Here is a 20,652-nt window from a genome sequence, read left to right on the forward strand (position 1 = left end):
TATTTGTTGCTTACCCACCTCATTATTAAGCAATTAATCATAACACCAATTGCAATTTTTTACCTTCAAAAACCATTAAAATAATTCCAAAATCAGAATTTTTAATCATAAAAGCAAGTCGTTGCAGAATAAAGTTTTTTAAACTACTTTTATACTAACGAGACACCTAACAAAATCATGTATAAAGCCACACACCTTTATACCAGACTTTTGCTTTTACCCCTCTTGCTGCTTTTTACCAGCCAATGGAATGGCTATGCCCAAACTTACACCTACACTAGAACAAATGTAGGATGTGATGGACAATGGGGTACAGCCGCTTGTTGGGAGATAACTGTTTTAGACGCTACAAATTGCAATCCCACCTATGATTATCCAGTGATCAACCCTTCATCATCATGTGAAAGTAGTATCATTATAAATGGAGATCTTACCTATAGTGGAAATATGACTTTGGGAGGAGGCTTTACTTCTATCACTGTAAATGAAGCCAGTACATTTACTATTACTGGAGACTTAAGCATATCAGGAGGAGAAACAGTCGATGTTTATTTTGATGGTAGAGATTCAAAACTAGAAGTTGGGCAACAATTAACCATTAATCCAAGTGCAACAATAAATGTTCTGGGGCCTAGTGATCTTTCTGATGAGGAAGAAATCAGTAGCTTCGTAGAAGTACACAACTTATTTGTAAGGGGAAAATCCAAATTATCAGTTGATGAAAATGCCGGAATTATCATTAACGGAACTACTGAGGCTCATACTCCTTCTAATGATGCTGAAGATAAGGCGCTAATAGATGTTGATGGAATATTCAACACTAAATCAATTTATATCCGGGGCAACTCCCACTTGGCATTTGAAGTCACAGAAGATGCTCAAGTACGTGCATCAGAACCTGGAGGAACCTTGGAAATGAATGGAAACTCAACTTTGACATTTATTGGGGACTATTATGAAGCTGGAGGTGATGCAGATGGAGAAAGTTATGTAGATGTGGGTGGTAATATAGACACCAATGGAAGCAATGCAAAAATCACAGCCGATGATGCCACCATATTTACCTGTTCTGTATTTCCAACGAACATTCAAAAAGTAGAAACTAATGAGGGTGAATTCATGGAAGGAAATTGTCGAATTCTTCCGGTTATTTGGCTGGATTTTAATGTCTCCATTCTTAATCATTTAGAAAAACCCAAGTTGTCATGGTCCACTGCAAAGGAGTGGGAAAACAGTCATTTTGAAATTGAAAGATCCTTGAATGGAATTGATGATTTTCTTTTTGTCGGACAGGTTAATGCCAAAGGCTGGTCCAACGAGATCAGCAGCTATACTTTTAAAGACCCTATCTACTATCCTCCTTCCTCACGCCTTTACTACAGAATTAAACAAATCAACTTGGACGGTTCCAGCACTTACAGCCAAGTGATTTCTATACAAAGTCCCAGTTCTCCAACTAAAACCTGGATGGCTTTCCCCAACCCAACAGATGGCAATCACTTGTCCATCAGCAATCCAACAAAATCTGTAAACTTAAGTGATCCAATCACTATTAAAATCTATACGCCTGGCCACTTTGCTAATTTTCATTCAGTAGAATATGAATACAGCCCAACCCTTAATTTAGACAACCTGGTTCAAAGTGCTCCGAAAGGTCTTTTGATCCTAGAGATTACTTGGAACAATCAAACGGACAGGATTAAAATACTCAATAGGTAATCCATTTCATTTGCTTCCGCATTATTTTATCAGCATCAAAAGTTGAGTAACTTAGCAGTAATATACACTCACAGTTACGATTAATGACTCCAAAAGAGGTACTTAAGAATTTTTACGGTTACGACAATTTCAGAGGGCAGCAGGAAGCCATTGTACAATCCATTCTAAGCGGACAGGACACCATCGTCCTGATGCCTACCGGAGGTGGTAAATCCCTTTGCTACCAAGTTCCGGCCATGGTTAACGAAGGGCTTACTTTGGTGATCTCACCCCTTATAGCCCTTATGAAAGACCAAGTGGATGCCCTTAATGCCAATGGGATTCCTTCTGCTTACCTAAACTCAACCCAAACTACTTCAGAGCAACGTTTCATTACCCAAGAAATCCAATCTGGCAGATTAAAATTGCTCTACGTGGCTCCAGAAAGGTTATTTGGGAGAGCTGTTCCTCTAACAGAAATACTTAAGAAAATAAATCTTTCATTGGTCGCTGTGGACGAAGCCCATTGCGTTTCACAATGGGGACATGATTTTAGGCCAGACTATTTACAAATTGGCATGTTGAGGCAGGAGTTTCCGTCGGTGCCATTCATAGCCCTGACAGCCACAGCAGATAAACAAACCCGAAAAGATATAGCCGATAAACTGGGGCTTATTCACCCAAAATGGTTTATTTCCAGTTTTGATAGGCCCAATATCACCTACAGAGTAGCTCCTAAGCGAAATTCTTTTGAAAAACTTTTAGAGTTTTTGGAATATCATCAGAAGAACTCAGGCATCATTTATTGCCTTTCAAGAAAGAGCGTAGAAGACACTGCAGAAAAATTGCAAGCATCAGGATTATCCGTGCTTCCCTATCACGCTGGACTGAACCGAGAAACCCGGGCTGCAAATCAGGAAAAATTCATCAAAGATGAGGTAAAGATCATGGTAGCCACGATTGCCTTTGGCATGGGAATCGATAAATCCAATGTTCGATTTGTGGTCCATATGAATATGCCCCAAAACATCGAAGGATATTATCAAGAGACCGGAAGAGCTGGTAGAGATGGGCTTCCCAGTGAAGCTTTAATGTTTTACAGTTATGGCGATTTCATGACCTTACAACGCATGGTCGACAGTCCCGAAAACCCTGATTACACAGCAATCATGGTCAGTAAATTGACCAAAATGAAAGACTTCTGCCAAAGTAACCGATGCAGAAGGCAATACCTGATGGGTTATTTCGGCGAACAAACGAATGAAGCTTGTGGCAATTGTGACATTTGCTTTTCTGAAGGGAACCAAGAAGACACGACCATTCCCTCCCAGATGTTATTGTCCACACTTGCAAGGCTTAAGGAATCATTTGGAATGGGTTATACTATTCTAGTGCTTCGCGGTTCTCAGTCTGCCAAAGTCCAGGAGGAACACAAACAACTTTCGGTTTATGGCATTGGCAAAGATAAAACTGAAGACTTTTGGAAGCTTTTAGGGCAACAGCTGATTCAGGAAGGATATATTGCTGAAGCAGGCCAGCAATTCCCTACCCTTAAATTGACCACCCTAGCTTGGACCAAGCTTAAGAAAAAACAAAAGATCCTGCTTAGTATGCAGGACAATTCCATGCTTAGAAAAACCAAAAAAGTAGCTTATGAAGAGGCTCTTTTTGAAGAACTCAAGTCCATCCGATTTGAAATTTCCCAAAAAGAAAATGTTCCTCCTTATGTGATCTTCTCTGACGCTAGTTTGGTGGAGATGGCTACTTACTTGCCTGTAAACAATGATAGTTTTCTAACTATTTCCGGTGTTGGACAAACCAAGTCTGAAAATTATGGGAGCCAGTTTACAGCAGTCATTTCCAGTTATGTCCAAAAACATCAGCTTTCTCCACGAAAAAAATTAACCTCATCAAAAAAAGTGGTAAACACTTCTACCAATGGGATTTCAAGTACAGAGAAAATGACACTAAAACTCCATCAGGACGGTATGAACATTTACCAAATTGCAAAGTCAAGGGAAATGACGCTTACTACTATTGAAGGACACCTTACCAAATTAGTTAAGCTTGGAAAAATAGATACAGAGCAGTTTATTTCCAAGGATGACCTGCTGAATATTCGCCTTTTTTCGAGAAGACAAGAAAATAATTACTTAAAACCTATCAAAGAGCATTTTGGAGAAAGATACTCTTATTTCCAAATTAAAGTAGCATTAGCAACTGAAAAATAAACACTTACAAAACAATTTATTATAGTTCGGTAAACGATAAAGGCAATATTTTCATATACAACTGGCACAAAAACCAAAAAATACCCCAATTGGGGTATTTTTTGATACTTGAATAAGTTATACATTTGAGGAGGGTGATTAAGCAACTTTTTCCACTTTGTTTTAAGTGTTTAAACGAAATCTCAAGAGGCCATTTTAATTCTTACTTTTTAAGGCCTCTTACTTTAACTTCCTCCCTCCTATCCAAAAATCCCTTGACAAAAAGAAAAAGCCAACAATTTCTTGTCAGCTTTTTGTATTTTCTAATAATATTATTTTCCTATTTCAACCAGGCAAGGCTGATCTCATCAGGGGCTTTCATTCGATCGGCCAACCTCATGTAACGATCTGACAGCCCAGCCAAATAATCTTGTGCTTTGGCAGCGGCTCCCTCAAGTCCAGTAATGGACTCAATCTTCCATAACTTCACCAAGTGATCAATGATCCTTGCATAGTCCCAACCCGTATACACACCAATCTTTTGGGTAATGGCTGAGAACTGATCAAACAAAGTTGGGTTGCTACCACCTTTGCCCATCAAAACCGCTGGCATAACAATCTGCTTTCGCATCATTTTCTCAAAAGCAAGCATGGCACCATTGGGATCAATTTCAAAGATTCGCTTCATAAAGGACTTATAGGCCTTTTCATGACGTGCTTCATCACCAGCTATTTGCTTACATATTCTTGCCAACACGGTATCACCTGCTTTATCAGCTAACTTTCCTGTATTGACATGGCTGACCTTAGTGGCCCTTTCCTGAAAGGAAGTATAAATAATAGCTTGGTAAGGGTCTTTTTCAGATTTAGGATCAAAACCATTATATATCAATCTGTGGATGGTCTGCTCCACTTTTTTCATATCAGCCCTTCCAGAAAGATAAAGGTATTTGTTCAACAAATCTCCGTGACGGTTTTCCTCTGCCGTCCAAGCTTTGGACCATCTTACCCAACCTCTTTCACTTAATAAACTCCCTTCAGGGTTAATCCCTTCCAACAAGTTAAAATATGTCTGATAACTTGGTAGAGCTTCTTCCGTGATCATATTACCAATCAAAGAAGTGATGATGGTATCAGGAATTCCCGCCGCCCGCTCTTGGAGCTTCTTGACTTCGTCAAAAGCATCTGGCATGCCCATATCAGGAAGAAAATCTGTAGGCTGCCAACAGTCATCCGGATTCAACAAGGTGTTATCCACTGCTTCACCTACGAAGGCATCCAGCTGACTGATCACCTCCATATTTTTCTCCAGTTCGTAATTTATAGCTACTGTATCTTTCATACTATCTTATATAAGGTGTTTCGAAGAAACTTGACCTGCCATTCTCTTCACACATTCATTTTTATTTCACCACTTCAGGCCAATTCAATCGAGTGGTATTTATGAAAACGAACATTTAATTAAGATGTTTTCTAAAACAGCACAAGTTAGGCATTTATAAGGAAGTGCCATAATAATGCCATAGATTTAAATATTCAGTGACGTCAGGAAATAGCCCTTATAATATTAAAAAGGTTTGTTTTACATAACAAAAAAGGTGCTGCACGATTCCATGCAGCACCTTTTAAATATTTGGCAAGCTATTTCAAAATAGCGTTCCGATTAATTCATGTCCCAGAAAATAGCTGAAGTAGTATTGTCACCACCTAAAGCGCTACTTGCTGAAGAATAATTTGTAGTATTGATCAAAGGCTCATTCGTAGGAAAGATCAACCTCTTCGGATTGGCCACACCATTGGAAACTGCTGTTAACAATTCTGGGTAATCCAACCTTCTTGCTTCTGTCCAAGCTTCATGACCTTGGTTATATAATGCTATGTACTTTTGCATCCCAATCTTTTGCTTATAATCTCCAGCTGCGGTCAGGTAGTTTACTGATGGCTGCGCCAAGTAAAGTGTAGCCTCAGCACCAGTTAATCCCCAAGCCTCAAATGACGCTCGAACACCCGCTTCATAATATTCAGCAGCACTTCCAGAGATAAACCCTCTTTCTACTGCCTCAGCCAAAGAAAATGCAACGAAAGAATAATCTAAGATAGTACCTGGGAAAGTTGCCTCTACTAAAGCTGGATCGATATGTGTAAGTGAAGCATAAGCATTACCAGACGCACCATATTGCCCTCCTACATATCCAGTAGCAATATTGTCATCAAAGTAAACATCCATTCTTGGATCATTCACATCCTCCAACATATCAATGAAGAACTGGGTAACCACAAAATCAGAAGCCCTACTATCTACCTCAAAATAATCATAGATAGGATTGGTGTAAGGCTGAGAGCTGCTAAATTGGTAAACCGCATTATCAGCATTTGATTCAAAAACACCTGCAGCCACCGCCTCAGAAACCAAAGTAGAAGCTTCAGTAGGATTAGAATCAGCCAGTCTCATACCAATTTTCAATTTGATGGAGTTGGCAAACTTTTTCCAAGCTGCAATATCACCACCATAAAGAATATCAGAAGAAGCACTGAATCCCATTGCACTTTCATCAAGGCTGGCAATGGCTACATCCAAGCTATCAATGATGGCTCCATATACGTATTCTCCTTCGTCATAAACTGGAGTAACGTTATTGATATCCAAAGCCTCAGTGAAAGGAATACTACCAAAGTTATCCACTAGGTATTGGTAAGCATAAACTTCCATTACAGAGATCATTGCCAATTGATTGTCCCTTTGAGGAACCAATGCTGCGCTAACCTCACGAGATTTGATGATGTCTTTGGCCTCTTTCAATTCATACAATGTCTCAGTATAAATATTGTCCCAAAGGCTACCTCCAACATCTCTATTGGCTGCATCGTAACTTGACTCTTGGATATAAGTAGTTTGAGTCAAATAGTTGGCCCAAAAACGATCCAAGTTATTATTATAGTCAATATTGACCATTTGATTTACCAAATTGTACTGTCCATATGTAAACAATACTTCTGGTTCCACCTCTACCGGATTCTTAGGATCCGTGTTCAGATCGGAAAGATTTTCATCACAAGAAGAAAATAGTCCCGCTGCTGCTATACCTAATATTAATAATGACTTTTTCATTGTGATTCAGTTTTAGAATTTAACATTTACGTTGAAACCGAATTCTCTGGTTGCTGGCAAAGCACCATTCTGGATACCTTGTAGGTTACCTGAACTTGCACTATACTCAGGATCAGAGTAAGGAAGATTTTTGTGAATGATCCACAAGTTTCTACCAAAACCACCAACAGACACTTGATTGATGAATAGATTATCAAAAAATCTGGTCGGTAGGTCATACATCAAACTAACCTCTCTTAATTTCACAAATGAGGCATCATAAACCAATGCTGCATCTGGAGCATAAGTACCAGTCTCACTAGAACCACCATAGTACCCAAGTGGCGTCAGATAATCTCCAGCATTTGCTCTGATGTCATTAGGAGCAGAATTAGTAACCGTGTAACTACCATCATCATTAAAAGCCACATCACCTGTCACACCTGGTAGGATAATTCCTCCTGAAGTGGCGTCATTGGTTACAGGGTCTCTCATTGGGTTACCTAACTCATTCAAAGCAGCAGTTTCAGCATACAGACCGGTAGCATTACCAAAGCCCATATCATAACTGATCACGTCTCCTCCTTTTTGCATATCAATCAAGAAACTGAATGCCAACCCTTTGTATTTAAAGGTGTTATTGATACCACCGATCCAGTCAGGCTGAATGTTACCAATCACTTCATTGGTGGATTCAGTTCTAAGGTATTTACCATCAGAACCTACAACTTTTTGACCTGACTCATCAAAGATATAGTTAGTACCAGTGATTGTTCCGTAAGCTTCTCCTTTTCTGGCATTAATCGCAGTAGACCAAGCAGAATAAATCAATAGGTTTTCTCCACCTTCGTAAAGGGAAACCACCTTGTTTACGTTTTTGGCCCAGTTGACATTCACTCTCCAAGAGAAATCAGGTGTTTTAATTGCATCACCAAATAAGCTAACCTCTACCCCTTTGTTCTCCATTTCTCCAGCGTTTACATATTTATAGTTAAAGCCGGTCGCTGAAGATACTTCAACAGGAAGGATTTGGTCAATGGTGTTTTTCTGATACACGGAGATATCTGCACCAATTCTATTGTTTAAGAAGTTTACTTCCACACCAATCTCCATTTCATCCGTTTTTTCAGGCTTAAGGTCTGGGTTATTAGAAGTATCAGGGGTAAAGAACATCGGAACACCATCAAATGGAGTGGCAGAGCTAAAGGTGTTGATTACACTGTATGGATCACCAGCACCACGCACACTCGCATAACCCAATCTCAGTTTACCGAAGCTTAATGCAGAGCTTTCGATCAATTCACTGAATACAAAACTACCAGCTACTGAAGGATAGAAGTAACTGTTGTTTCCTTCTGGTAAAGTAGAAGCACGGTCAATTCTTCCGGTCATATCCAAGTACAACATGTCCATATAACCCAAAGTTACCTGACCATAATACCCATACTTTCTGATGTGAAAATCACTTTCAACTGGTGGCTCAAGAGCATTCGCAGAATTACTCAAAGCATAGATCCCAGGAACAACTAGGCCACCGTTGGTAGAAGCCCTAGTAGAATTTACACGTGTATTTCTGATATTGAAACCTAACAAACCTGTCAAAGACAAAGATTCGTTTAGGTTCTTGTCAAATGATAAGATGAAGTCACTGTTGTACTGTTCAAACGTTCTCTGGAATTTAGAGTATTCAGATTGATCCAAACTTCCTACAGCAATTCTCTCTTCTTGAAGGTCAGAGTAAGAATCAATACCAAATCTGGCCATTGCTGTCAACCAATCAGTAATTTCATAGTTCGCTTGGAACTTACCAAAGAACCTGTTTCGCTGATCATTTTGATAGTTTTCGAACAATGTCCAATAAGGATTATCAAAGTAATGAGGAGAAGTATCATCAGAACCAAGTGGGTTCCAAGTGATGTTGCTTCCTGTCATATTGTAGGCATCTTCTTGTGCTTTAAGGTCCACATTGGTACCAAACCATTGACGCAAACCTTGAATAACGTTTTTGCCATCGTAACCAGTACCATATCTACCTTTACCTTCTACTCTGGTATAAGTAGCCTTACCGTCGATTGACAACTTATCACTTAACCTATAATTTGCGTGGATGTCCACAACATTTCTTTTGATCTTACTGTTTGGCAAAATACCAGAACGATCATCATTTGTATAGCCAAATCTTACAGATCCATTCTCATTGCCACCTTCTAAACCAACATTGGTAATATTACCAACACCTGTTTGGAAAATGTAGTCAGGACCATTCTGAGCAGCCACCCATGGAGATGGAGTCAAATAAGTGTCCAACTCAGGATAGAAAGACTCCCATCCGTAAACCATTAGGTTCGGGTCATATGCCGCTCCAAATGAAGCATCTTCACCAGCTGGAACTTCTAGATCCAACTCCCCATCACCGTTAACATCAGTATCATAGAATCCACCAGTCTCACCATAATATGGGCCATACCCTTGACCATACTTGTTCTGGTACTTAGGAAAAGTGCTCTTGTCTACAACACTGAAATTGGTTGAGTGTCCCAAAGTTACACCAAGTCCATTCTTCTTTTTAGCTCCTTTTTTAGTGGTAATCATGATTACACCGTTTACAGCATCAGAACCGTAAAGAGCGGCAGCAGTAGCACCTTTCAATACAGATATCGATTCGATAGTTTCAGGATCAATATCTGAAGCAGCGTTACCATAGTCATAACCTCCGCCTCCAGACATCTGGCCGGAAGTGTTTAGGTTAGAGTTACTAATGGGAACACCATCTACTACGAACAAAGCTTGGTTGTTTCCTGTAAATGAGTTGGACCCTCTAATTACAGCATTTACAGAACCACCGATGGAGTTACTCTTCTTAATGCTAAGACCAGCTACCTTACCGGATAAAGAACTAATAAAACTTGATTCTTTCGCCTTGCTTACCTCATCGCCAGTCACTTCCTGAACAGAGTAACCAAGCGACCTTTCTTCTCTTTCAATACCCAATGCCGTTACTACTACTTCAGACAATTCTTCAGCATCAGAAACCAATGCAACATCAATAACCGATTGATCACCGATTGTCACTTCTTGGGTAGTCATCCCAATAAATGAAAAAATTAAGATTTTTCCTTCAGATGGTACAGAAAGGGTGTATTTACCATCAAGATCAGTTACAGCACCTTTTGAGGTACCTTTTACCAGAATACTCACTCCTGGGATCGGCTCTCCATTATCTGCTGAAGTTACCGTACCTCTTACTGATGCTGTTTGTGCAAAAGAAAATTGCAAAAACAGGCATAGCAAGAGGGTTAATTGTACTCTTTTCTTCATATGCGGTTGATTTGATTTTGCCACAAAGTAGAAATCCAAACCCGAAAAAAAAATTTTATGATTTTTTAACATTAGATTAACAATGGTAAAAAATACATTAAAATACTGATTTTCAGATACTTACGAAATATAAAAAAAATTAAAAAAAATTTGTCCTTTTCTAATACACAATATGAATTTACTAACGAATAAAATTTGCTTGGAAAACCATTTCTCTACAAATAAAAGAGGTTCAATATTGAACAAAACGCAATTTTGTTCAGGTATTACAAAAAAAACCCATTTTAAATTCTAAAGTTTCCATTACGATCACGTTGCATACAACTAATAATTACATTAAAGCTATTTTTCAGTCTATTACGATTTTAAAATTCAGAATAATATTTGGTTTCTGACAAAATACGAATCAAACGAAACCCAACTAAAAACAGGTTATTAATAGTCAAAACTCCACAATTTGAGCATAACTTCGAAACAAAAAATTGAATTTTCACAAGAGTTTTACATTGAAAATCTTACTGTTAACATCAAAAAATTACCAGCAAAATCAATTGAATTTAACCAATAAATCACATCACAATTTTCAGTATAATACAATTTCAACCTCCCAACTTAAGAACAAAAACTGTACATCATACACTAATAGAAACACTTACCACACAGTATATTGCTTTTCAAAATTTGAGGCACCTACCACGACCATCTCGATCAATGAAAAAGAGGTACTCCATCAAAAAATACCTACAAAACCATCCTTCACCAGATGCATACAGTAAAAAACCACTCCAATGGAGTGGCTTTCCTATTGCTAAAATCTGGAATTACTAATTTAATTCACATCCCACCAAAGTTTTGAATCGAGTACATCACCATTGGACAAACGACTCACAGCTTCACTTCTATTGGAACCATTCAAGGTCCTTTCAAAGTCAGGGTACTGCAGCCTAAAAGGAATATCTGTAAGTCCTTCCACCAATGAAGAAAATGTATAATCAATGGTAGTACCGGGTACAGGAGTCACACTAAAATCTGTTCCAGGCAAAATCAAGGTATGCGGATATCCTGTTCGTCTATATTCCTGCCAAGCCGTATGCGCATCCATATAGAGTGCAATGTACTTCTGTGTCAATACATTCTCTTCATTTGCAGGTGGCAATGCCGCTATGTAAGCATCAATTTCACTTGTAGCCACTCCCCATTTCTCCATAGATGCCCTTACCCCATTCTCATAGTGAGTCTGATCCCAACCGTTCAATTCAGATAGGATAAAGGATATTTCAGCAAATTCGATTAAAGATTGACTATAATCCGGCTTATTGATGATATCATCTCCTGGAGAGCTTTCCCATGGGTACACACCAGCATCTGCTGAGTTTTCACTCACTGGCATGCCAACATAATTACCATCTCTATTAGGAATAGCAAATTTTTCCAGACGTGGATCTTCAGTCCCAAAGAACGGATTTGCAGTAATATCCACACCATTATGATCAACCAGGTTATTTCCCAAAAGCAATTGACAAAACGGGTGGGAAATAGCAAAATCGGTTCTGTTGTTGACATTGAACGCCCTGTAAAAAGGAGATGCATTCACATCACTGGATTCATATATAAATCCAGCATTCTCCGCATTGGAAGTAAAAACACCTTTTGATAAAGCATCCGCAATGTGGGAATCAGCCAAAGAAGGGTTTATGCCCCTTATCTTTAATGCAACCCTTAAGCGCAGTGAGTTGGCAAGCTTTTTCCACAAAGCCATTTGCTCATCTTCTCCTCCATAGATATTATCTGCCTGGACCCCCAACGCATCCACATCGATCATCGACTCAGCATCTTGCAGTTCATTCAATATATCTTCATAAATCTTTGACTGTGTAGCATAAACTGGAGAAAGGATTTCCTCCTCCGAATCCGCAACTTGCAAGGCCTGAAAATCAGGATCGTCTGAACCGTAAGAGTAATAAGGTATATCTCCCCAAGTGTCAGCCATAATATTAAATGTCCAAGACATTAAAATTCGGGCCACCGCTATTTGGTTTTCATTGGATCCATACTGGCTATTTTCCACCATGGTCTCTTCATTGCTGTTTAAGTAGATTACCTTTCTTAAATTTTCCAAATTCGCATAAAAATCCTCCCAAGTTTCCCTTTGAGACTCCCGATACACGTAACGATCTTCATCAGCGTAGGCAGTCTGCGTCCAATACTGCATACCAACCAAAGTAAAACGACCTTGAAACCACTCATCGTAGAAGTCATCCATCATCTTCTTTACTGCATCATTTAGCAGGCCAGTCGTTGGAGGATTGTTTGTCTCATTCGGGTTTTGCTCATAATCCAGATCACAAGCAACCATCAAGGCTGTCAATCCAAATACAAATATTTTTATTTTGAAGCTTTTCATACTGTTGAATATTTATAGTCCAATATCTACCTTAAACCCAAATGTTCTCGAAGTAGGCATAAATGCACCTTCAATTCCTTGAATATTACCGGAACCGTTGACCGCTATTTCAGGATCCAAGCCTTTATAATCCAATCCAAAAGTCCAAAGGTTTCTTCCATAGGCAGAAACCCTTAAGCTTCTGATAAACTCATTGCCTCCCATATCAAAGTTGTAACCAAGAGCCAACTCCCTGACTTTGATGTAATCTGCATCAAAAACACTCTGGGCACTTGGCATCCCAAATCCATGATAATAACGGGCTGCCCATCCCTGTCCTGACACATAGGTTTCATTTGGAGCAGTGTTACTGACTGAATATGAGCCATCTTCATTAAACTCTATATCTCCAGTGACACCTTCAAGCCTGATACCACCTCCATCAGCTACCGGCGAACGTATTTCATTGCCCTGATCATTGACTCCTGCGGTAGGACCCCATGTACCTGCGTAATGACCCCACATATGGGAAACTGAGTAAAACTTACCTCCTTTTTGGATATCGATCAGCGCACTCAAATCAAATCCTCCGTAAGTAAAATAGTTTCTAATCCCCATATTATAATCGGGCATAACCGAACCCAGTGGAACCAGGTTTTGAGTCCTCGCCCAATAACCATTGTCCTGAACTACTCGGTTGCCTTGATCATCGTAGATATAATCATATCCCCACAACTGGCCATACCTTTCACCCACCGAGGCCCTCAATGTCACTCCATCAAATGGTGCACTACCAATATCCATTGCTTCAATACCATCTATTATACTGATGACCTCATTGTCGATTTTGGTATAGTTAATCGTAATATCCCATCGGAAATCCCTAATCTGAACAGGAGTACCCCTTAGCATGATCTCAATGCCTTTGTTCACTATCTCACCGGCATTGATAAATTTGGCATCGTAACCAGTAGCCCTAGAAAGCTCCAAAGGAATAATCTGATCCGTTGTAACATTTTTAAAATAAGTAACATCAAAGCCTACCCGGTCTTTAAATAAGCTTGCCTCAAGCCCAATCTCCCAAGTATCGGTATTCTCTGGCTTCAACTCACTATTTAACAATTCTTCTGGGGTATAAACCCTTGGAGAACCTTGAAATGTACCATCTGTATTGAACTTATAGGTGGTATATACATTATAAGGATCGGTGTCTTTGGAAACCCTCGCCGCGCCAATCCTCACCTTACCAAAGCTTAACCAAGGTAAACTGACCACATCAGAGAATAAGAAACTCAAAGAGGCTGAAGGATAAAAATAACTGTTGTTGTCCTCAGGCAAAGTGGTAGACCAGTCATTCCTCGCTGTCAAGTCCAAATACAACATGTCTTTGTAGCCGAGGTTTGCAGTAGCAAACAAACTATTAATTGATTTTTTGGTCGTCTCGTCATTGACCAATACCGCTCCTGCCGAATTCAGCAAATTATACAATTCAGGAACTACCAATCCTCCCGAAGTCTCCCCTCTGTTCAGATGGAGTCTTTGCCTCATCTGGTTACCACCTACTAATGCACTTAAGTTCAAGTCTTCATTAAGTTGTCTTTGGTATCTCAGGGTGAGTTCATAATTGTACTCATAATTGTTCCTTACCGCCTCATAATAATAGGATTGTGCTTGCGACCCTACTGCAACCCTTTCACGATTGTAGAAAGTATACAAATCGCCACTTACTCTACCTCCTAGATTTAAGCCTTCAATTATTTCATAACTCAAACCTACATTTCCATAGAACCTATCCCGCTCATCATCGGCATAGTTTTTATAAGCAGCCCAATAATGGTTGTCTGAATAATGTGGAGTTGGATCATCCCATGAGTTTCGGTTCCATGAACGCTGTGTACCATCACTGTTCAGGTATTTTTTGGAACGTTCATAATCGATTTGTCTTTGGGTCCACTGGAACAAAATTTGCCCCAAAGGACTACCATATGGCTGGTTAGAAGCTGGGTACCCTAACAATGGTCGGCCTTTAGTAGCTGTTCGGACATAATTCAAAGAAGATTGTGCAGTTAGCTTCTCTAAAACTTTGGTCTGACCATTAATAGAGAAATTGTTTTTGGTAAGCTCAGAACCAGGCAAAGTTCCTGAGGTTTTCGTGTTGGAATAGGCCAAGCGAACCGAAGAATTCACGTTAGAACTTGATACCGAGACGGAGTTTACATAGGACACTCCTGTTTCAAAAAAATCTCGAACATCATTTGCTGGTGCTACCCATGGCCTAGGCTGTAAGTAATCTTCCGGATAATCCTCACTAAAAGCGTCCCAGTGTAAAACTGAAATATTAGGATCATACCTAGGCCCCCAACTCTCATCCACTCCATATTGAACGACCTTATAATCTGTCCCATTGATATTTGCTACTTCAAAACCGTCTTGGCCGCCGTCCTCATCACTGATGATCGCACCTCCACCGTATTTCCTTTGAAGGTCAGGCATCAAGTATATACTCTCAAAATTGACCGAAGAACTGACATCAACACTAAAGCTTTCTTGGCCCGGTGTACCTTTTTTAGTTGTAATCACAATCACACCGTTTGCAGCTCTCGAACCATACAAGGCCGCTGCTGTACCTTTCAATACAGAAATACTCTCTATATCATTCGGGTTAAGGTCATTCAACATATTCCCATAGTCAAATCCACCACTTCCTTCCTGCATATTCTCATCATTGAAATTGGAATTATTGACTGGCAAACCATCAATAACAATCAATGGCTGATTTTCCCCAAAGAAAGAACTGGCTCCACGAATCGTAATTCTCTTAGAGCCTCCCATATTGGTAGATGATGACAGTTGCACCCCAGAAACCCGGCCAGCAAGAGAACTCAAAACATCTGTCTGCTGCGACTTATTCAGCTCTTCTGACTCAACAGCTTGCACTGAATAGCCCAAAGAAGCTTTTTCCCTGGTGATACCCATAGCAGTCACCACCACCTCTGTCAATTCCTTGGCATCGGATGCCAAAGCAACATCAATCTGAGTTCTACCTCCAATGACCACTTCTCTGGTAGTCATCCCAATAAAAGAGAAAATCAACACTTCTCCACCTGATGGTACATCCAAAGAGTACACACCATCCAAATCTGTGACGGCACCTGTAGAGGTCCCCTTCACCAGAATACTAACACCCGGAATCGGTTCTCCATTATCCTCTGAAGTCACCGTTCCTGTCACTGTAACTGATTGCGCAAAAACATAATGCACCATCATACATAGCAACAAGGCTAAACGTACACTTTTCTTCATAAGAAATTGATTTGATTTGATTAGTTTGTTTCCGTTAAATGCCCATGCAAAAAATCATTAGCGCAAGCTGGCATCATCATTCTTCCGAATACCTAAACGACTGATTAACATTAATTTAATCAAAACAATATCAATATCAAACAAATATTGTATTTTTTAAATATTACATGTAACTAATAGTATACATCAGGTGTTGTTTTATTCAAATCGGTGATTTTTTAAAAAAACAAACATCAATAAATATGAATTTTATGTCAAAAAAAAAGAGTGAAGAAGACCTTCACTCTAAAGTATTTCAGCACAAATTAGATGGCTTAATATGCCAATTTGTATGCCACCACCTTGTTTTTCATAAATGTAGGCACCAAAACGATTTTTTCATCCTCCAAATAACCAATATCGGCTGTATTAGATCCTGCATCTTTAGTGTCTAATAGCTTTGTTTCCCCATTTCCATCTATAATCCATATTTCACCAACCCATCTACTAGCAATATAAACATCATCGCCTAAGATGATCAAACCATCACCACCAGTCACTTTGCTGTTAAGAATTTCGGCAGTGCCACTTTCTCCATACTTTTTAAGTCCTTCACCGTCCAAACCATACAAGGTACCATCTTCAGATAATCTCACACCATTGATACTAGCCTGGCCTTCTGCCACAACACTTATCTCTCCATCTGCCAACACATGAATCAGCCCTTTTTCCATATCAGAGAAATAGACCTTCCCACCATGCACATCAACATCATTTAGAAAACCCGCACCTTCAATAGGATATGTATTGGATACTTTTGCGTTTTCCACATCTATCTCCACTAACTCATCTATATTGGTCACATACAACTTTCCATCAAGAAGCCCCATTCCTTTAGGGGCATCAATTCCTGAAACCCACTCTTTTTCTATGATTTCTCCATCTTTTGAAATAATCGAAATGAAGCCCTCTCCATCTTTAGCCCTTGGATCTCCTGCAATATTTGAAACATAGATGGTTCCTGATTCTTCATCCACCAGAACAGACTCGCAAGTAGTGAGCTCATCCGGCGTTTCCCACAATAGCGTCAAAGATGGCTGTACTTCCTCCTCCACCTCCACCATTGGTTCTTCTTTTACCTCTTCCTTTTTTTCGGCACCTCCACATTGCCAAAAAAGCAAGGGCGCAGCCATTATCAGCAATAATAATTTGTTTGACTTTTTCATGTTATAGTTTTTTATGGTTAAAGTTCTTTTGAAAAATTATTCTCTAAACTTAGTAAAAATCCTTCCTATTTAATAAGTTTTGATCTTCATAGAAGCAACTCACTTCTTAAAAATTTGTTTAAAGCATATTTACACCGTTTATAAATCTTTTCAGAAAAAGGCCTCATCCTATCTTAACTTAAGGCCTAAAACTATCCGCATATGAAAAAATCACTACTCACAAAAGCATCCGTACTCTTACTTGCCTCAGCAATAGGCTGCCAAGAAAAGCCAGTAGAAGCTGACTACACCACTATGAGTGATGAAGAAAGACTGGAAGCTGCTAAAGAAATAGCGCATGAAACAATCATGGTAGATGGCCATGTCGACTTACCTTACAGGATGAAAGTGGGAGGTTTTACCCTGCAAAGGGAAATACTGGACGTTTCTGAAAGAACAGATGGAGGCAACTTTGACTTTCCGAGATCAAAAGAAGGAGGCCTTGATGCCCCATTTATGTCTATTTACCTTCCAGCAAGGTATCAGGAAATGGGAGGAGCTAAAAATTTGGCTGACTCTTTAATACTGATGACCAAAAGACTGGCCGATACATGGCCTGAAAAATTTGCCATGGCTTACAGCCCTGATGATATTGAAGCCAATTTTAAAGCAGGGAAAATCTCTCTTCCAATGGGTATGGAAAATGGAGCAGGAATTGAGGATAACATTGAAAATGTAGCCTACTTTCATGAAAAAGGAATTCGGTATATCACGCTAACCCACGGCAAAGACAACCTTATCGGAGACTCTTCTTATGATACAGCAAGAACACATGGAGGTCTCACTGAATTTGGCAAAGAGGTGGTCAAAGAGATGAACAAAGTGGGTATTATGGTTGACATTTCCCATGTTTCTGATGACACTTTTTATGATGTGATGGAACTGACTGATGTTCCTGTTATAGCATCTCACAGTTCTTGCAGAAAATACACGCCAGGTTTTGAACGAAACATGGATGATGATATGATCAAGAAACTAGGTGAGGAAAATGGTGTCATCATGATCAATTTTGGCGGCAGCTTCATTGATGGAAACTACAATGACAGAACAGCCGAGGTCAGAGAACACATCGTAAACTGGCTGGCTCAAAATGAATTCAGTAGAAGCGACTCTGCAGCGCAAGCTTATATCGAAAAATACACAGCAGAACACAATGTCTTTCCCGACGTGAAATTGGTAGCTGACCACATTGACCATGTTGTAAGCATTGCAGGCATCGACCATGTAGGTTTCGGCTCTGATTTTGATGGCGTAGGTGATTCATTGCCTAATGGCTTGAAGGACGTTTCCATGTACCCCAATTTGATTGCAGAACTACTAAAAAGGGGATACAGCAAAGAAGACATTGAGAAAATTTGTTACAAAAATGTTTTCAGAGTTTGGAGAGCAGTAGAAGATGCTGCTAAAAAAACGAGCTAATTCCAATTACCAAGTGTTTTCTGGACTTTCGTTTCCAGAAAGCACTTTAATCCCCTTACTTATCCAATAAATACCAGCCATTAGGATCCACCGCTATTGGCTGATCACTTTTTACCCTTATCGCTTCTTTACTTAAAACTACCTTTTCAATCCCTTCCGAAGTTTGAATTTCCATCGGCAAGATAAAATCAACGTTAGTCAATTTAATTTCAAACCTGTTTTTCCCCTTTCGGTTAATCTTAACTTTTGGAAGGTCAGTTGAATACAGATAAATTTGAAAAAAATCTTCTAGATCTTTTCCGCTGTAATTCTCTACAAAATCTATAAAATCCTTTGTGGTTACCTGATTAGTATAGGTGTAGCGACCATCCTTTGCAAAGTCTTTGACCATAGGAAAAAACACCTCATCACCTAACAAAAACCTCAACGAATGCATTACATAAGCCCCTTTGGTATAAATATCCCCTTGGTAAGCTTCTTCTGAAGTTTTGTTGGGAGTCAGTGCTATTGGCTGTTTGTTTTCTATACCTCTTGCGGCGGTCATTACATGGTCTTTGTATGCTTCTTCCCCTCCATGTTCAAGGTAAAACAACATATCACCGTAAGAACAAATCCCCTCATGTATCCAAAAATCAGCCCAGTCTGAAACGGATATTTTGTTTCCCCACCATTCGTGACCTAATTCATGATGTAATAACCAATCGAAATTCACCTCTCCCACTTGGGTATATTGAAAGTTATTGCCATAGCCATTGATGGTTTGATGCTCCATTCCCAAATAAGGAGTTTCTACAACAGCAATTTTATCTTCAGGAAAAGGATATGACCCAAAATATTTTTCTTGGGTTTTCACACTTCTTTCCAGCACCTCCAACAAGCCGGAAGCTTTTGCCTTATTTTCTTCCAAGACATATACTTTCATAGGTACTTCCCTTCCACTTGTGGAACTAAAATTCTTGGACAACTCAAAAAAGCGCCCCATCGTGAAATTGATATTGTAATTATTGACTGGATAAGCTGTGGCCCAATGAAAATAATTATAGCCTAAGCCTGTTCCTTGATTCAACAATCTCCCATTTGCAGCCACAAAATACGGGAAGGGAACTTTAAAATACATATCCACTCCATGGGATGGTTCACTGGAAGGATGATCAAGACAAGGCATAAAAATTTTCGCCCCTTCATGCTGACTGGAAAGTCCTACCCAATAATTCCCATTTTGGTCTTTTTCCCAAGTAAAGCCTCCCGACCATGGAGGATTTACAGCAACAGGTGGCTTGCCTCTGTAATAAATCTTTACACTATTGGCATTCTCTGGAGGAAATATATCCAAGACATCATCGCCATGATGATTAAAACTTATCTCCTCATCACCTACCTCGACCTTGGTCACTTGGTAGTTATCGATTAGATTGAGCCTTAAGGTATCTAATTTCCCTATCCTACGAAAAGTCATCTCCATAGAAGCATTGATGCCTTCAATCTTTGGCAAAATCTCTATGTCAAGTGAATAATGTATTACCTCATATCGCTCTTGAAGCGGATCAATTTTCCCTCCCCATGTCCATTTGTGCTCTTGGGCCACTACCTCAAAAACACCAATAAAAATCATAATTATCGAAAAAATTAGTTTCATTTTACTCAATCTAGGCAAATCTTTACTGTTTCAAATACTTCAAACATCAATTTACGGACACTTATACAGAAAATGATGAATATTCTAAGATTTCACTAAACAAACTCTTGAACAGTATATCTATTCTCACCAACTGTTCATCAACACTTTCTTATCAAATATTCAATGTCATAGCGCAGATTAAATATTTTTTATCATATATTTTCTTTATTAAATACATTAACATTTTTCTTCCTCAAGAAAAAATAGTAAATTGATTACTGTCAAATACAAGCTTGACGGTCAAGTTTAATTTTTGAAACAAGTCTTTTGTTCAAAGCCATAGCGCAATGCCAAAATGTACTATCTTATTA

At 39.2% G+C, this 20,652-nt stretch carries 10 protein-coding genes; 3 read left to right on the forward strand and 7 right to left on the reverse strand.

Features of this window, described 5'->3' with window-relative positions:
- Positions 1–177: 177 nt before the first annotated feature.
- Both JL001_RS03510 and recQ read left to right on the forward strand, forming a co-directional pair.
- Positions 178–1,719 (forward strand): hypothetical protein, encoded by a 1,542-nt coding sequence (locus tag JL001_RS03510; protein WP_200974783.1) that lies wholly within the window; start codon positions 178–180, stop codon positions 1,717–1,719.
- A gap of 83 nt (positions 1,720–1,802) precedes the next feature.
- A complete protein-coding gene (gene recQ, locus JL001_RS03515; protein ID WP_200974784.1) occupies positions 1,803–3,929 on the forward strand; it encodes a DNA helicase RecQ in 2,127 nt (708 codons plus the stop codon).
- Positions 3,930–4,248: 319 nt separating this feature from the next.
- Here recQ and JL001_RS03520 read toward each other — a convergent pair whose 3' ends face one another.
- The 6 genes from JL001_RS03520 to JL001_RS03545 form a co-directional block, all read right to left on the reverse strand.
- Positions 4,249–5,250 carry an acyl-ACP desaturase gene (locus tag JL001_RS03520; RefSeq protein ID WP_200974785.1) on the reverse strand — a complete coding sequence of 334 codons (1,002 nt, stop codon included), beginning with the start codon at positions 5,248–5,250 and terminating at the stop codon, positions 4,249–4,251.
- Between the two features lie 321 nt (positions 5,251–5,571).
- The gene (locus tag JL001_RS03525) at positions 5,572–7,017 is read right to left on the reverse strand and encodes a SusD/RagB family nutrient-binding outer membrane lipoprotein (RefSeq protein WP_200974786.1); all 1,446 of its coding nucleotides are present in this window, start codon (positions 7,015–7,017) and stop codon (positions 5,572–5,574) included.
- 12 nt (positions 7,018–7,029) lie between these two features.
- On the reverse strand, positions 7,030–10,314 hold the full coding sequence (locus JL001_RS03530; RefSeq protein WP_200974787.1) for a SusC/RagA family TonB-linked outer membrane protein: 3,285 nt from the start codon (positions 10,312–10,314) through the stop codon (positions 7,030–7,032).
- Positions 10,315–11,143: 829 nt separating this feature from the next.
- On the reverse strand, positions 11,144–12,718 hold the full coding sequence (locus JL001_RS03535; RefSeq protein ID WP_200974788.1) for a SusD/RagB family nutrient-binding outer membrane lipoprotein: 1,575 nt from the start codon (positions 12,716–12,718) through the stop codon (positions 11,144–11,146).
- Positions 12,719–12,730: 12 nt separating this feature from the next.
- Positions 12,731–16,000 (reverse strand): SusC/RagA family TonB-linked outer membrane protein, encoded by a 3,270-nt coding sequence (locus JL001_RS03540; protein ID WP_200974789.1) that lies wholly within the window; start codon positions 15,998–16,000, stop codon positions 12,731–12,733.
- A 314-nt stretch (positions 16,001–16,314) separates the two neighbouring features.
- Positions 16,315–17,205, reverse strand: coding sequence for an SMP-30/gluconolactonase/LRE family protein (locus tag JL001_RS03545; RefSeq protein ID WP_200974790.1), 891 nt, complete (start codon positions 17,203–17,205; stop codon positions 16,315–16,317).
- A 201-nt stretch (positions 17,206–17,406) separates the two neighbouring features.
- On the opposite strand from JL001_RS03545, the gene JL001_RS03550 reads away from it, so the two are divergent.
- Entirely contained in the window at positions 17,407–18,663 is a 1,257-nt protein-coding gene (locus JL001_RS03550) for a dipeptidase (protein WP_200974791.1), read from the forward strand.
- 55 nt (positions 18,664–18,718) lie between these two features.
- Here JL001_RS03550 and JL001_RS03555 read toward each other — a convergent pair whose 3' ends face one another.
- Complete coding sequence (locus JL001_RS03555) at positions 18,719–20,299, reverse strand: M1 family metallopeptidase (protein WP_200974792.1); 1,581 nt, start codon at positions 20,297–20,299, stop codon at positions 18,719–18,721.
- Between the last annotated feature and the right edge of the window lie 353 nt (positions 20,300–20,652).

The sequence above is a fragment of the Echinicola sp. 20G genome, from assembly GCF_015533855.1.
Lineage (GTDB): Bacteria > Bacteroidota > Bacteroidia > Cytophagales > Cyclobacteriaceae > Echinicola.

Excerpts from the sequence above, each read along its gene's own strand:
- JL001_RS03540 (WP_200974789.1), bottom strand. The coding sequence starts at position 16,000 with ATGAAGAAAAGTGTACGTTTAGCCTTGTTGCTATGTATGATGGTGCAT.
- JL001_RS03510 (WP_200974783.1), top strand. The coding sequence starts at position 178 with ATGTATAAAGCCACACACCTTTATACCAGACTTTTGCTTTTACCCCTC.
- JL001_RS03550 (WP_200974791.1), top strand. The coding sequence starts at position 17,407 with ATGAAAAAATCACTACTCACAAAAGCATCCGTACTCTTACTTGCCTCA.
- JL001_RS03535 (WP_200974788.1), bottom strand. The coding sequence starts at position 12,718 with ATGAAAAGCTTCAAAATAAAAATATTTGTATTTGGATTGACAGCCTTG.
- JL001_RS03530 (WP_200974787.1), bottom strand. The coding sequence starts at position 10,314 with ATGAAGAAAAGAGTACAATTAACCCTCTTGCTATGCCTGTTTTTGCAA.
- JL001_RS03520 (WP_200974785.1), bottom strand. The coding sequence starts at position 5,250 with ATGAAAGATACAGTAGCTATAAATTACGAACTGGAGAAAAATATGGAG.
- recQ (WP_200974784.1), top strand. The coding sequence starts at position 1,803 with ATGACTCCAAAAGAGGTACTTAAGAATTTTTACGGTTACGACAATTTC.
- JL001_RS03525 (WP_200974786.1), bottom strand. The coding sequence starts at position 7,017 with ATGAAAAAGTCATTATTAATATTAGGTATAGCAGCAGCGGGACTATTT.
- JL001_RS03555 (WP_200974792.1), bottom strand. The coding sequence starts at position 20,299 with ATGAAACTAATTTTTTCGATAATTATGATTTTTATTGGTGTTTTTGAG.
- JL001_RS03545 (WP_200974790.1), bottom strand. The coding sequence starts at position 17,205 with ATGAAAAAGTCAAACAAATTATTATTGCTGATAATGGCTGCGCCCTTG.